This is a genomic window from Lactococcus formosensis (assembly GCF_018403745.1).
In the GTDB taxonomy this organism is placed as follows: domain Bacteria; phylum Bacillota; class Bacilli; order Lactobacillales; family Streptococcaceae; genus Lactococcus; species Lactococcus formosensis.
In genome coordinates, this window is record NZ_BOVP01000001.1 from 155,718 (window position 1) to 169,520 (window position 13,803).

Below are 13,803 nucleotides of genomic sequence, written 5' to 3' on the forward strand. Positions count from 1 at the left end.
TGCATCATCATTAAGAACAAGGATTCTCTAAAAGAATAAGTTTTTGTAAAGTAAAACTAAGGGTATGAAAAAGAAAATTTTAACGTTTTACTCTGCTCACTCTCAATTCTTATTTATTTGTGATTTTTCCTTGAGCGTCACGTTCTACTTTCATATCAGAAACTGGAATATAGCCGAGTTCCTTGATTGTTTTTGTATCTTCAGTAACGTATTTGATGAAATCTGTTTCGGCTGCTGTTTCTTTTTCTTTATTGGTATACATGTGTTCGTATGACCAAACTTTGTAGCTATTGTCTGCAACATTTTCATCTGTAGGTTTTACATTATCAATGCTGACTGCTTTAATATCTTTACTCTTATCAAGGTAAGAAAAAGCAACGTAAGAGATTGCACCTGGTGTTTGAGAGACCATAGTTACCGCCGTACCTGAGGCATCTTGCGTTGGCCCCTCTACTTCTTTTTCGCCACCGAGAGCTAAATTATCAAAGTTCACACGTGTACCTGAACCTGCTGCACGCCCAATTACTGTGATTTTTTCATCCGGACCTCCTACTTCCTTCCAGTTCTTCACTTTCCCCGTGAAGACATCTTTAAGTTGTTGTGTTGAGAGATTATCAATGTTAATATCTTTATTTACAATTGGAGCAAAACCGACGACAGCTACTTTATGGTCGTTCAATTTAGAAGCATCAATTCCTGATTTTTCTTCTGCAAAGATGTCAGAATTACCGATTTGGAAGGTTCCTGTTGAGACCTGAGTCAAACCTACACCGGATCCACCACCTTGTACAGTAATTTGAACTTCTGGTTTTTTAGCTGTATACTCAGTTGAAGCTTGTTGTGCCATAGGTTGCAAGGCTGTTGAACCTCCAGCGATGATTTTACCTGAAGCTGGCGTTGAGCTCTCTGAGCTGCTATTAGACGATGAATTGCCATTTCCGCAAGCTGCAAGCGTCAACAGAGCTGCACCAGCGATAATTCCAGAAAGTAACTTTTTATTCATGAGATTTTCTCCAATATTTTTCTATGTTCTCCGTAAGCTCTTTTGCTTACATAACTATCTTAACACTGTTAGCAACCTATAATTGTAAATACTTAGTAAATACTAGGTAAACGCTTAGTAAACGGTTTTACTTTTTATTATTACTACAAGAGAAAAAGCAAGAGACAGCTGTCTCCTGCTTTTTAACGATTGTAGGCTTTGATTTGACGTGCAATGTCACGATTTTGTTCTTTACGTTTGAGTGTTTCACGCTTGTCGTATTGTTTTTTCCCTCGTGCAAGTCCCATTAAAACCTTAGCAAAACCATTCTTCAGATAAACTTTCAAAGGAATAAAAGTAATTCCTGTTCCTGTTAATTCTTTTTCAATCTTCATGATTTCTTTTTTCTTAAGTAAAAGTTTGCGCGTGCGAAGTTCATCCACATTAAAGATGTTTCCTTGCTCGAAAGGTGCAATATGAACATTGGAAAGCCAAACCTCACCATCCCGTACCCGAGCAAATCCATCCTTAAGCTGAATTTTTGCTTGACGGACCGATTTGATTTCTGTTCCTGTTAGAACAATCCCTGCCTCAAATGTTTCAAAAATTTCATAATCATGCCGGGCCTTTTTATTCTGGGCCAAGGGCTTATCTACTGTATTTTTTACCATACATATATTATATCACATAACTTTTTCTTACAAACTTCCTCAGTTCTTTTTGATAATATTTTATAAAAAAATCTTTAGACAGAAAATCACCAATCCATCCAAAGACTTTTTATTTAAGATAAATTCTTAAGAAAGTTTTGAGCCAACATTTTCGATAAGCTCTGGGATTCCAGCAGCTTTAGATCCACCAGCCATAGCCATATCTGGTTTACCACCACCTCGGCCATCAATATATGGTGCGAGCTCTTTAATCAAGTTTCCAGCTTTAACATCAGCTGTTTTACTTGCTACAAGAAGACTCACTTTTTCACCAATCTTAGCAACAAGGACAAGGACATCTGACAACTCTTTTTGTTTCCAGATATCTGCAAGATTACGTAGACCATTTACATCAGGTACTGCAACTTCACTGGCAATATAACTTGTACCTGCTGCTTTGAGAACATTTTTAAAGACTTCATCAGATTGACTTGCAGCTAATTTACCTGCTAGTGCGTCATTTTCTTTTTGAGCAGCTTTTAGTTCTTCTTGCATTGCTGTCACTTTCGTCACAACTTGAGCAGCTTGAGGTGCTTTTACAACTGCAGCGACTTCATTGAGCGTATTTTCAGCATCTTTAAATGCTTCATAGGCTTTTTGACCTGTTACGGCAACAATACGGCGAACGCCTGATCCGATACCTTCTTCTTTGATAATCTTGAAGAGACCAATTTCACTTGTTGTCGCTGTGTGCGTTCCGCCACAAAGTTCGACAGAGTAATCACCAATTTTAACGACACGTACATTTTTACCATATTTTTCGCCAAAGAGAGCCATTGCACCCATTTCTTTAGCTGTATCAATATCAGTTTCTACCGTTTCAACAGCCAATGATTGCCAAATTACTTCGTTAACTTGACGTTCAATATCAGCCAGCTCTTCCTTGCTTACAGGAGCAAAGTGTGTAAAGTCAAAGCGAAGGAATTCTACCTCATTAAGTGATCCTGCTTGAAGTGCATGCTCACCTACAATGTTGTGCAATGCGGCATGGAGCAAGTGAGTCGCTGTGTGGTTTTTAACGATACCATGACGGCGTTCCGCATCAATTTCAAGTGTGTAAGTTTCACCAACTACAAGAGTAGAGAGAATGTCAACCATATGAAGGTTTTGACCATTTGGTGCATGTTGGACATCCTTAACTTCTGCAACAACTTTGCCTGCAGCATTTTTGATCACACCGTGGTCAGAAACTTGTCCACCCATTTCTGCGTAGAATGGTGTTTTATCGAAAATAAGTTGCGCTTCACCGCTTACGGTATCCACTTTTTCATCATCTTTAACGGCCACAAGAAGTTTGCCATCGTATTTTTCAACATCGTAGAGGAATTCAGATTCTTCTTTGATGGATTGGAGTGTCTCATTTTGTGCGCCCATTGAGCCACCTTTAACGACAGCAGCACGTGCACGATCTTGTTGTTCTTTCATCGCTGCTTTGAAACCTTCATGGTCAATCTTGAAGCCTGCATCTTCAGCTAATTCCTCAGTTAACTCTACTGGGAAACCATAAGTATCATAAAGACGGAAGATATCTTGACCTTCAAGCATTGTCTTGCCTTCTTCTTTGAGTTTACCAAGCAGTTCATCCAAGAGTTTGCTACCACCATCAATTGTACGGCCAAAAGCTTCTTCTTCACGATCGATAATTTGCATGATAAAGTCTTGCTTTTCAAGGACTTCTGGGTAGTATGACTCCATAATTTTACCTACAACGGGAACAAATTGAGCCAAGAATTTACCTTCAATACCTAATTTTTTACCGTGCATTACTGCGCGACGAAGAAGACGGCGGAGAACATAGCCGCGTCCTTCATTTCCTGGCAAAGCACCGTCACCGATAGCAAAGCTCAATGCACGAATGTGGTCCGCAATCACTTTAAAGCTCATGTTATTGCCATCTGGATCGTAAGTTTTACCAGAAATACGTTCAATTTCACGAATGATAGGGAGGAAAAGGTCGGTATCAAAGTTTGTTTTACCACCTTGGATAATACAAACCATACGTTCAAGCCCCATTCCCGTATCAATATTTTTCTGTGGCAACTCTTTGTATTCGCTACGTGGAACAGCTGGATCAGCATTAAATTGCGACAGAACGATATTGTATATTTCGATGTAACGGTCGTTCTCGATATCTTCAGCCAAGAGTTTCAACCCAATATTTTCAGGATCGTAAGCTTCACCACGATCGAAGAAAATTTCTGTATCCGGTCCTGAAGGCCCTGCACCAATTTCCCAGAAGTTGTCTTCGATCGGTACTAAATGACTTGCATCAACACCGAGCTCCACCCAACGGTTAAATGTATCTTTATCATCAGGGTAGTAAGTAATATAAAGTTTTTCTGCTGGAAAATCAAAATATTCACTACTTGTAAGCATCTCCCAAGCATAAGCGAGCGCTTCTTCACGGAAATAATCACCAATTGAGAAATTTCCAAGCATTTCAAACATTGTATGGTGACGCGCTGTTTTACCAACATTTTCGATATCGTTTGTACGGATTGATTTTTGGGCATTTGTAATACGTGGATTTTCAGGCACAACTGAACCGTCAAAATATTGTTTCAATGTCGCAACACCAGAGTTGATCCAGAGTAAAGTTGGGTCGTTCACTGGTACTAAAGATTGTGAAGGTTCAATAGAGTGTCCTTTTGATTTAAAGAAATCAAGGAACATTTGACGTACTTCTGTTGAAGTCATTTTTTTCATAGCTATTCTCCTAATAAAATAATTTTCATTTACTTTTTTTGTGAATAATCACACAATATAAAAACAAAAAAATCATCGTAAACGAGGGGCGTCACTCACGCGGTACCACCCTCATTCACGATGAATTCATCGTCTCTCTTTTGCTTGATAAAGCAGATTCCCTGCTGTTAGAAAACCTTAAGGTCTTCAGCACGTTGACTTATCGACTTTCACCCCACGTCGACTCTCTGTAAAGTCATTTTTTTCATTTATTTAGATGATGAACTTGATGTAAATTGCGAGAAGACTGAAGAAAATGCTTCTTCTTTTACAGTGACATTATGTGCTTTTAGGTATTCACCAATTACTCCAGCAACATAAGTCGTATCTGCCAATTTTTCGGCTTTGATTACATCTTTAAGTTTATCTTTGTATTTGTTCATATCTGAACCTTTATCTGAAGTTTTAATCATTTTCACAACATAGTAACTTGTTGCTCCTGTTGAGGCATCTGCAGATTCAATAACATCAGAAACTTCACCATTTTTTAACTTAAAGGCTGCAGTTTGTACTTCTTTTGGAATAGTAGTACTTGTTGAATCAAATTTTTGCTTGTTGCTTGCATTATCTTTCTCGAATTTAGCTGCATCAGCTTTAGCAGATTTTACCGCTTTTGTCGCGGCATCTTTAGTTGTTTCTGGAACAACAATTGCTTCAACTTCGGGATGGAAGTCTGCCCAAGCTGCTTTTAAGTTAGCATCTGTAAATTGTGTATCTGAGATTTTTTTCTCAATAGCATAATTTTGCAAGAGACCACCACGCAGATAAGTCTTATAGCTTGCTTCAGTAAAACCCTGTTGTTGCAATGCCGATGCAAATTGTTCACCCATTTGTTTTTTTGTTTCATCAAACTTTGCTTGAACATCTTTATCTGTAACCTTATCACCAAAGTCTTTTTCAAACATTTTTGACATTGTCAAATTTTGCAAAAGAGATGTAGCAGGCATATTTGGAAAAGATTTAGCTTCGTTATAGAAGTCGCTCACATTGATTGTGTCACCCTTCATAGTGATGATATTAGCCCCAGTTGAGTTATTATTTCCACAAGCGGAAAGTGTGACAAGCCCTAAAGCTGCAACTGCTGTTGCGACTAAGATGTTCAATTTTTTAAATTTCAAAGTTTTCTCCTTGTTGGGTGTAATCCCTTGATACATTTGTTTCTTGTAACAATATTATAACACAAAAGATTAAATAAACCTAAACTGATTTATAATATCAAACTTTCTTAATCATTAATATGCCATCTCCTAAAGGTACCATACTGGCACGATATTTAGGATTATCTAAAACTTCGTCGAATAGACGACGCAGACCACGTTCAAGTGCACGCTGCGTTCGTTTAATTTCCATAATCGGAATGAGAATTTCTCCGCCTTGGAAAATGTCATCCATGATAATCACACCATTTTCCGAAAGCAGCTCCATTGCCCGGGGAAGAAATTCTACATATTTTGATTTTGCCGAATCCATAAAGATAAAATCGAATTCCCCTTGAAGATCCGCCAAAAGATCTGCAGCATCTCCTTCTAAGAGAGTGATTTGTTTTCTTACATCATAGGTAGCCAGATTGTCTTTAGCCAAGGCAATCATCTCTGGGTTACGATCAATAGTAATAATCTCCGCACCTGGTGCAGCTTCTGCCATCATGAGAGCAGAAAAACCAATTGCAGTCCCTATTTCTAAAATTCTTTGCGGTTTCATCAGGTCCAAAAGCATTTGGAAATATACTACCGTCTCATGAGGAATAATTGGGATATTATTTTCATGAGCAAACGTCTCAACATTCTTTAGCGGACCAGTAATTTGTGTTTGACGTTCGCGCATAAAGTCAACAATTTCTTCTTTGACTACTGGACGATTCATCATTGGATTACTTGTTCTCTTATATGTTAAAACCATTATAAATGGACTCCTTTTTCGACTAAATTTTCCAGCTCAATTAAACGTTTTTCAAAAACAGCAAAAGCCGATTCTAAGTACGTTATTTCTTCCATATCTACACCTGCTTGAGCAATCACAGCCAGCGGATAATCACTTGATCCAGCTTTGAGATAAGTGAGGTATTTTTCACGCGCTTCTGATCCACCATTTACGATAGCCTCTGCAAGATAAGTTGCTGCCGCAAAGCCTGTTGCATATTGGAAAACATAATAATTATAATAAAAATGCGGAATGCGTGCCCACTCGTACTGAATTTCAGGATTTTCTAGAGCAGGCAAACCATAATACTTCTCATTAAGACCTGCGTAGAGCTGGTTCATGAATTCACTGGTCAGGACCTTTCCTTCTTGATCAGCTTTATGAATTTCATGTTCAAATTCAGCAAATTGGCTTTGACGAAAAACGGTTCCCCGGAAGCCATCAAGCCAGTGATTTAAAATGGCAAAACGCTCTTTTTCATCTGTCGTCTCCGCAAGTAAACTTTCCGTCAAGATATTTTCATTGGTTGTTGAGGCAATTTCTGCAAGAAAGATTGGATAATCCCCATAAACATAAGGTTGATTTTCTCGTGTAAATGTAGAATGCATACTGTGTCCCATTTCATGAACTAAGGTAAACAAATCATCCAAAGTTTCTTGCCAGTTTAAGAGCATAAAGGCATTTGTATCATAGCATCCTCCCGAGTATGCGCCAGAACGTTTGCCAATATTTTCTGCTACATCAATCCAACGCTCATCAAAAGCTTTTTTAACATGTGCTGCATACTCAGGGCCGAAAACTTGAAGAACTTCTTCTGCTTTCTCTACTGCTTCTGGATAGTTAAACTTATAATCCAAGTCAGATAAGGGGGTGTAGACATCATACATCTTCAAATCATCATCTAAACCTAAAATTTGCTCGCGTAATTTGATATAGCGATGTAAAAGAGGCAAATATTTATTAACCGACTCCAAAAGCCTATCGTAAACTTCTTCCGGAATAAAATTACTTGATAAAGCTGCTTGACGGGCTGAATCATACCCACGTGTCTTCGCCTTAAAATTATGGACTTTTACATTTGTTTGTAGCGTTTTAGCATAAGTGTGCTGATACTGTTCATAGTTGCTATAAAGGGCTTGATAAGCTGCCTTTCGCACATGACGGTCCTTACTTTCCATGAGCGAGATATAATTACCATGTGTCAGCTGTACTTCCTGCCCTTTTTCATCTTTAATCATCGGAAGCTCAATATCAGCATTGTCAAAAATTTCGAAAGTTTCGGCAGCTGCACCAAAAATCTCACTGGCACTGGCTAACAGTTTTTCCTCTTTTGGACTTAAGATATGCTCTTTTTTAGCAAAAAGACGTTCAAACATATGAGAATACTGTTCCAACTTAGGCTCTTCTCTTCTAAAACTCTCATAACGTTCTGGCGTTAAAGCTAAAAATTCCGGCTCATAAAAGGCAAACATTTCACCAAACTTAGCATATAAATTTGTAGCCCTAGCTTCATATTCTTGGTAACGACTCACTTGTGTATCTTGATCATGCTTCATTGAAGCATAAACATAAACTTTTTCCACAGCGCGCGAAATCTCTAGCTCAACTTCCGTGATTTCTAATAAGCTTTGAGCACTCTCTAAAAGATGTCCTTCGTAGCGGTTTACCGTCTCTAACTTTTCCGAGACACTTTTAAGTTCAAGTTCCCAGGCGACATCATTTTCAAATACGGTTGACAAATCCCAAGTTAAGTTTTCAGCTATTTCATCACGTTTTTTTGCCATGCCATTCTCCGTTTTTCACTTTATTTTTATCTTTAATTATAGCATAGTAGCTTGGTGTATGCAGTCTTTCATGTTCTTGTGACTGAAAACTTTCGTAGAAGCCTTGATAATATTTTTCTAAGGAAGTATCCACTTGAAAAAAACTTTCTCTTCTTTCGTTTATAAAGTCAAAGGTCAATAAGTTTAGTCCTGGAGGTGCCCAGTAACATTTCTTCCAGTTGAGATCTAACAAATTTTTACCCTGTTCATAATATTTTTCTTGCACTTTAATCCATTTTGGCACTTGATAATACAGTTGTTTTTGAATAAAAAACTGTAACTCTTCTTGCTCTGGTACATCTATACTAAGATTTTCTCCTTTGAGAAAAGGCTGACGTAAGAGTTCTAAGAGACTCTCTTGGAAAAAATCAAACTCTTCCGTAAGACATATCAGTCGACCTTTTAAATCCTGATGAATCAATGATTTCAAACGTAGCTTCTTTCTGTCCCAATCTAACTCCCAAAAGTAAAAACCTCGCTCAACTGAATAATAGAGCAAATTTTTCTGTAGCGATGATAAGGTCTTCTTGAGCCACAAATCCCTTCCTTGAAGCCAAAGTACATAATATCCCTTTTCTTTGTAGCTTACCGTTCTCTCTTCTAAACGTTGTAAAGAGAGTGGCGAACACTGTATTTCGATGGCAAGTTTATCATTCACTAACAAATCAGCCGTTTGCTTAATCTCTGGCACATATTTTTCTAGCTCTACTTTCTCTTTTTCCTTAAGCCATTGGTATAAGCTAAGTTTTAAACCCAGATGTTGTGCAGATTCGCTTTCACTCCAAGAATCACAATTTTGTAAAGATATGTGCGCAAAGTGAGGTATTTTTATCTTTCCTCTTTTTAAACGCAGGGACGACTTGCAAGCTGGGCAATAAAAAGGGGGATTAATGGGTTTATTATCAAAGAGATTAATTGTATTTCCGTCTTTATCCAATGCATTCAACATATAAAATAGTACGAAGAGCAACTCTAAAAATCACAAGGCAAACAAAAAACTCGGAAAATCCGAGTCTTTATACCTTAACGATTAAGTACAAAGTGATCCATAAAAAGGATGAAGAGAGCAAATGCTATGAAAATACCTGTAATCAAGCCTACCCAAAAAATATGTTTACGTCGTTGGCTATTCATCACAGCGATAAATTCACGGATGAATGCTGGAAGACGGAAATACAGCGGTGTTTTCCCACCAATACCCCCTTGTGCATTTAGTCCTTGTTGAGCAGCAAAGAGAGCCGCTCGGAAAACGTGATAGTCCGAAGAGAAAAAGAGAAATTCTTCATCGGCTTTCTGTTCAATTTTTTCAATCAACTGAGATGAAAATTTTAAATTTTCAAAAGTTGTTTTTGATTGATCTTCAACCAAAGTTCGTTCTTTGGGAAAGCCCAGTTCTTCGACAGCGTATTTTTGCATCGCTAGTGCTTCCGCAAGTTGTTCATCACTACCTTGTCCCCCAGAGAAAACCATTATAGTTTTATCATTTGCAGCCTTTATTCCTGCACGGATACGGTTAGCTAAAAGGGGGCTAACGAACTGGCCATTAATCAGTCCAGAGCCTAGAACCACGTGATATTTTGAAGACTTTTTACGGAAGCGACGTCCATATGTCCAGCTGGCAAAAAAGAAAACGATAAATTGCCAGACGAGATAAAAGGCCAACACAGGATAAACATAGCTTAAGAGCTGTAACCAAAGCCAGCCTTCGGACAAACTCGAAACTCGAATATAAAGCCAGTCAACCAGAAAAAAGACAAACATAATAGCCGGCAAAATTAAATTCGCTAAGCTGTGTGATTCACGGCGCCACATTTTAATCGTTAAAACAACAATCCCCACAGGAACGACAAAACTGATCATAAAAGCAGGGATTAAAAAGAGAGCAGCTTCAATAATAAGTATGGCCAGAATGATGTTTGAATGCGAATTATAATTAGCCGAAAAAAGAATCCCCATAATACCGTTAAACAGTACAAAAAGGCTGGCTAAAAAACCAATAGTAAGTCGCCCTAAGCGTAAAGTTCTCATATCCTTCAAACGATGCGACTTGGTGTAAAAAATGACGGTCGGGATTAAGGCTAAAAAGCTAATCACCGAAAATGCAATAATAAGTGGTGTCTCCATGTCTTTATTTTAACATAAAAATCCGCTGATAAAAGCGGATTTCTCTCATGATAGTGTACAAATTATAGTGGTGTTTTTTAGAGAATAGCAAGTACGGCAAAGTTTAATGCAAATGCGATTGCCACAACCCAAATAATTGGTTTTACTTCTTTAATCTTACCTGTAAAGAGTTTTGAGAAGATATAAGTGATAAAGCCAGCAGCGATACCATATGAGATAGAGTAACCAAGTCCCATAAATACTGAAGCAAAGAAGGCTGGAATAGCTTCACTTAATTCAGACCAGTTGATTTCCTTGAATGATGACAACATCATCATACCCACAATAATCAAAATTGGGGCCGTTGCTTGCGTTGGAACAATGGCAAGTAATGGTAAGAAAAGACTTGAGATCGCAAACATCACAGCAACAACAATTGAAGTCAATCCTGTACGTCCACCTGCTCCAATACCAGCTGCTGATTCTACATAAACAGTTGTATTTGAAGTCCCGAAGATGGCACCTATTGGTGTAGCAATCATGTCAGCAAAGAGTGCTTTATCCATTTTAGATGAAAAACCTTTACTGTTCGCCATATCCACATAATCTTGATCTGTAAAGATACCTGTGCTACGACCTGTACCAATGAACGTACCAATCGGATCAAAGATTGAGGTTAACGAGAAGGCTAAAATTGTCATCAAAACTTCAATAATTCGAGATGAATCAGAAAACAAGCTACCAAAACCTTTAGGACCAAAAGCAGCACCAAAAGTTGTTCCCATCTCGTTGATTGCTGTCCCGAGATTGTTGTCTGCAAAAAGTGTAGACATATCAACTTTTGTAACACCTGTTAAAAGTGCAAGTACAGTCGTTACTGCGATTGACAAGAGAATCCCTGCTTTCCATTTACGGAGAACAAAGAACATTGTTACTAAAATACCTACTAAAGCAACAAGAACACCAGGATCATCAAATTTAACTAAACCAGGAACAATTGTTGAGTCTGCAGTAATTGTGCCGTGATTATCTGTATAAGTACCTGGTGATGCAATAAATTCAAGAATACCAGCATTTTTAATACCAATATAAGCGATGAAAATACCAATACCACCACCAATAGCATGTTGTAAGCTCTCAGGGATTCCTAAAACGATTGCTTTACGAATTGAAGTGAATGTAATAATAATATTGACAATACCACAGATGAAAACCATTGCTAAAGCTTCTTGCCAAGTGTAGCCTAATGAAAGAACAACAGTATAAGCAAAGAAGGCGTTAATTCCCATACCTGGTGCAAGGGCATAAGGAACATTGGCGATTAAACCAATAGCTACTGAACCAACAATCGAAGCCAAGATAGTAGCTAAGAAAACTGCCTGAACGGGCATCCCTGTTGATCCTAAAACATCAGGATTGACAAACAAGATGTAGCTCATAGCAAAGAAGGTAGTAATACCTGCCATAATTTCACGGCCCACAGTAGTGCCGTTTTCTTCAAGTTTAAAGAACTTGTTCACGAATAAATTCTCCTTTTAATAAAAAGTTGCATGTCACATTCGTTTTTTCGTGACACACGTCATAAAATGATACATGTTCAGTATAAATAAATTTTAAGTTTGAAACAAGGAATTTCGAGTCATTTGAAAAAACAAGTCCCTATATGTTCGTAAATACCGAACTTAAACCTTGCAAATATTTATAAAAGTTCGTCCATTTTAATATTCATTATTTTATAGAGAACATTTATTTTCGATAACATCTGATGGATGACTTCACAACGAGCACACACTCGTCATTTCTTAAAAATAACCTAGACCAAAAGCAGCTTTACTGCTTTTCTGGTATAATAAAAAATAAGAAATATTTTAAAGGATTAAGTATGGAAAACCAAGATAGAAAATTGATCGCCATTGATCTTGACGGCACAACGCTTCATAGCGACGGGCGTACAATCAGTCGCTATACAAAATATATTTTTAAACGTATTGAAGAGCAGGGCCATATCATCTGCATCTCCACGGGCCGTCCTTTCCGTATGGCTGTGGATATTTATCGCGAACTCGAACTTAAAAGTCCGATGATCAACTTCAATGGTGCTTTGATTTCCAAGCCAGATAATCGTAATTGGGAGTATACAAAAGGTCACTACATTGATCGTTCATTTGTTTTTGACTTTTTACGTCATCAGCAAAATTTCGATTTAGAGTTTTTTGCGGTTGAATATCGTCGAAAATTTTTCCTCAATAACTTCCGAAACGTTGAGCCTAAACTCTTTGGTGTTGAACAGTTTCATCCCTACAATCGTTTGCGGGCGGATCGGCTAGATGACAATCCTCATGCAGTCCTTCTTTCCACACGAGTAAAAGACAAATTCCGACTCGCCAAGCAAATTCAGGATCATTATAACGGGAAAGTTAGCGTGAGTGGCTGGGGTGGCCCCAATGGTGTTTTAGAAATTGTCCCCAAAGGTGTCAGCAAAGCTTCTGGACTCAAGCATCTTCTCCGTGTTCTCGAAATTCCAAAAGAAAACCTCATAGCATTTGGTGATGAGCATAACGACATCGAAATGTTTAAATATGCTGAAGAAGCCTATGCTATGAAAAATGCCTCCACTCGTCTCACACCTCATGCGAGTAAAATCCTTCCTTGGACAAATGATGAAGACGGAGTTGCCCGTAAATTGGAAGAGCTCTTTTTAAAGTAGTCACTTAATCCAAAAACAAAAAACTTCATCAAATGATGAAGTTTTTTTATTAATCACGACTACTTCCCATAAATCCGAAGATTCTTAAGAGTGAGAGGAAAAGGTTGACAAAATCAAGATAGAGAGATAGCGCCATGCTAATCGCCCAGCCATTATTTACATTTCCGTTATTTTGACGGTAAACTTGTTCAATTTTTTGATTATCCCAAGCAATCAGCCCACTGAAAACTAAAACACTAATGATTGATGAAACGAAGACAACCATTGGACTTCTTAAGAAGATATTAATGATACCTGCAATGATTAAGCCAATCAGCATTCCCATCATGGCACGTCCCATACCTGTCAAATCACGTTTGGTTGTACGTCCGTAAACTGAAAGCCCAAAGAACATTCCAGCAGTTGAGACAAAAGCCAAAGTGACATCAGAAGCCGTATAGGCTGCAATTGTAAAACTCATAATGAAGCCCATTAAAACTGAGAAACCGACAAACATTGGCAATGCTGTGGGTTTATTTTTCATAGCTGCGTTTTGCATAGGGAAGACGAGAAGCAGTGGCAAGAATAAGAGGATAATCATTGCAAAACCTGCACGATTAACAAAATTCTGAGTTGCTTCCCAGAAGAAATTTATTGTTAAAAAAGATGTGAGTGCTGAAACAGCAACCCCAATCCCGACAATCCCATAAATGCGAGCAAAAAATTGGTTCAGCGATACTTGACTTCTATTATTATTTATAAATGGATTTTCCATAGTATCTCCTTTTCTAATATACCTTTAAGACTATTTTACCAAAAAATTACAAAGCTGTC

Annotated in this window: 11 protein-coding genes; 1 reads left to right on the forward strand and 10 read right to left on the reverse strand. The window is 37.9% G+C overall.

The features are described from left to right. Window positions 1–109: 109 nt before the first annotated feature. The 9 genes from KJS37_RS00780 to KJS37_RS00820 form a co-directional block, all read right to left on the reverse strand. On the reverse strand, window positions 110–1,003 hold the full coding sequence (locus KJS37_RS00780; RefSeq protein ID WP_017368914.1) for a PstS family phosphate ABC transporter substrate-binding protein: 894 nt from the start codon (window positions 1,001–1,003) through the stop codon (window positions 110–112). 182 nt (window positions 1,004–1,185) lie between these two features. Beyond that, window positions 1,186–1,653, reverse strand: a complete 468-nt coding sequence (gene smpB / locus KJS37_RS00785; RefSeq protein WP_165711378.1) for an SsrA-binding protein SmpB — start codon at window positions 1,651–1,653, stop codon at window positions 1,186–1,188. Between the two features lie 126 nt (window positions 1,654–1,779). Then, on the reverse strand, window positions 1,780–4,398 hold the full coding sequence (gene alaS, locus KJS37_RS00790; protein WP_213495448.1) for an alanine--tRNA ligase: 2,619 nt from the start codon (window positions 4,396–4,398) through the stop codon (window positions 1,780–1,782). A 248-nt stretch (window positions 4,399–4,646) separates the two neighbouring features. Next, window positions 4,647–5,555: a peptidyl-prolyl cis-trans isomerase gene (locus KJS37_RS00795; RefSeq protein ID WP_017368906.1), complete on the reverse strand. Its 909-nt coding sequence runs from the start codon at window positions 5,553–5,555 to the stop codon at window positions 4,647–4,649. A 97-nt stretch (window positions 5,556–5,652) separates the two neighbouring features. After that, entirely contained in the window at window positions 5,653–6,336 is a 684-nt protein-coding gene (locus KJS37_RS00800) for an O-methyltransferase (protein WP_165713194.1), read from the reverse strand. Next, entirely contained in the window at window positions 6,336–8,141 is a 1,806-nt protein-coding gene (pepF, locus tag KJS37_RS00805; RefSeq protein ID WP_213495450.1) for an oligoendopeptidase F, read from the reverse strand. Before pepF ends, KJS37_RS00800 begins: the two co-directional genes overlap by 1 nt. Continuing rightward, on the reverse strand, window positions 8,125–9,129 hold the full coding sequence (locus KJS37_RS00810; protein WP_165711382.1) for a competence protein CoiA: 1,005 nt from the start codon (window positions 9,127–9,129) through the stop codon (window positions 8,125–8,127). Before KJS37_RS00810 ends, pepF begins: the two co-directional genes overlap by 17 nt. Before the next feature lie 74 nt (window positions 9,130–9,203). Continuing rightward, the gene (locus KJS37_RS00815; protein ID WP_165713191.1) at window positions 9,204–10,304 is read right to left on the reverse strand and encodes a YdcF family protein; all 1,101 of its coding nucleotides are present in this window, start codon (window positions 10,302–10,304) and stop codon (window positions 9,204–9,206) included. Between the two features lie 77 nt (window positions 10,305–10,381). Beyond that, on the reverse strand, window positions 10,382–11,803 hold the full coding sequence (locus tag KJS37_RS00820; RefSeq protein WP_213495451.1) for an NCS2 family permease: 1,422 nt from the start codon (window positions 11,801–11,803) through the stop codon (window positions 10,382–10,384). 362 nt (window positions 11,804–12,165) lie between these two features. Here KJS37_RS00820 and KJS37_RS00825 point away from each other — a divergent pair, with 362 nt between their 5' ends. Further along, on the forward strand, window positions 12,166–12,990 hold the full coding sequence (locus KJS37_RS00825; protein ID WP_213495453.1) for an HAD family hydrolase: 825 nt from the start codon (window positions 12,166–12,168) through the stop codon (window positions 12,988–12,990). A 49-nt stretch (window positions 12,991–13,039) separates the two neighbouring features. Here KJS37_RS00825 and KJS37_RS00830 read toward each other — a convergent pair whose 3' ends face one another. Further along, entirely contained in the window at window positions 13,040–13,744 is a 705-nt protein-coding gene (locus KJS37_RS00830; RefSeq protein WP_096368588.1) for a Bax inhibitor-1/YccA family protein, read from the reverse strand. Window positions 13,745–13,803: the final 59 nt, after the last annotated feature.

Coding starts and splice junctions, on each gene's coding strand:
- smpB (WP_165711378.1), bottom strand. CDS start 1,653: ATGGTAAAAAATACAGTAGATAAGCCCTTGGCCCAGAATAAAAAGGCC.
- KJS37_RS00830 (WP_096368588.1), bottom strand. CDS start 13,744: ATGGAAAATCCATTTATAAATAATAATAGAAGTCAAGTATCGCTGAAC.
- alaS (WP_213495448.1), bottom strand. CDS start 4,398: ATGAAAAAAATGACTTCAACAGAAGTACGTCAAATGTTCCTTGATTTC.
- KJS37_RS00815 (WP_165713191.1), bottom strand. CDS start 10,304: ATGGAGACACCACTTATTATTGCATTTTCGGTGATTAGCTTTTTAGCC.
- KJS37_RS00780 (WP_017368914.1), bottom strand. CDS start 1,003: ATGAATAAAAAGTTACTTTCTGGAATTATCGCTGGTGCAGCTCTGTTG.
- KJS37_RS00810 (WP_165711382.1), bottom strand. CDS start 9,129: ATGTTGAATGCATTGGATAAAGACGGAAATACAATTAATCTCTTTGAT.
- pepF (WP_213495450.1), bottom strand. CDS start 8,141: ATGGCAAAAAAACGTGATGAAATAGCTGAAAACTTAACTTGGGATTTG.
- KJS37_RS00825 (WP_213495453.1), top strand. CDS start 12,166: ATGGAAAACCAAGATAGAAAATTGATCGCCATTGATCTTGACGGCACA.
- KJS37_RS00800 (WP_165713194.1), bottom strand. CDS start 6,336: ATGGTTTTAACATATAAGAGAACAAGTAATCCAATGATGAATCGTCCA.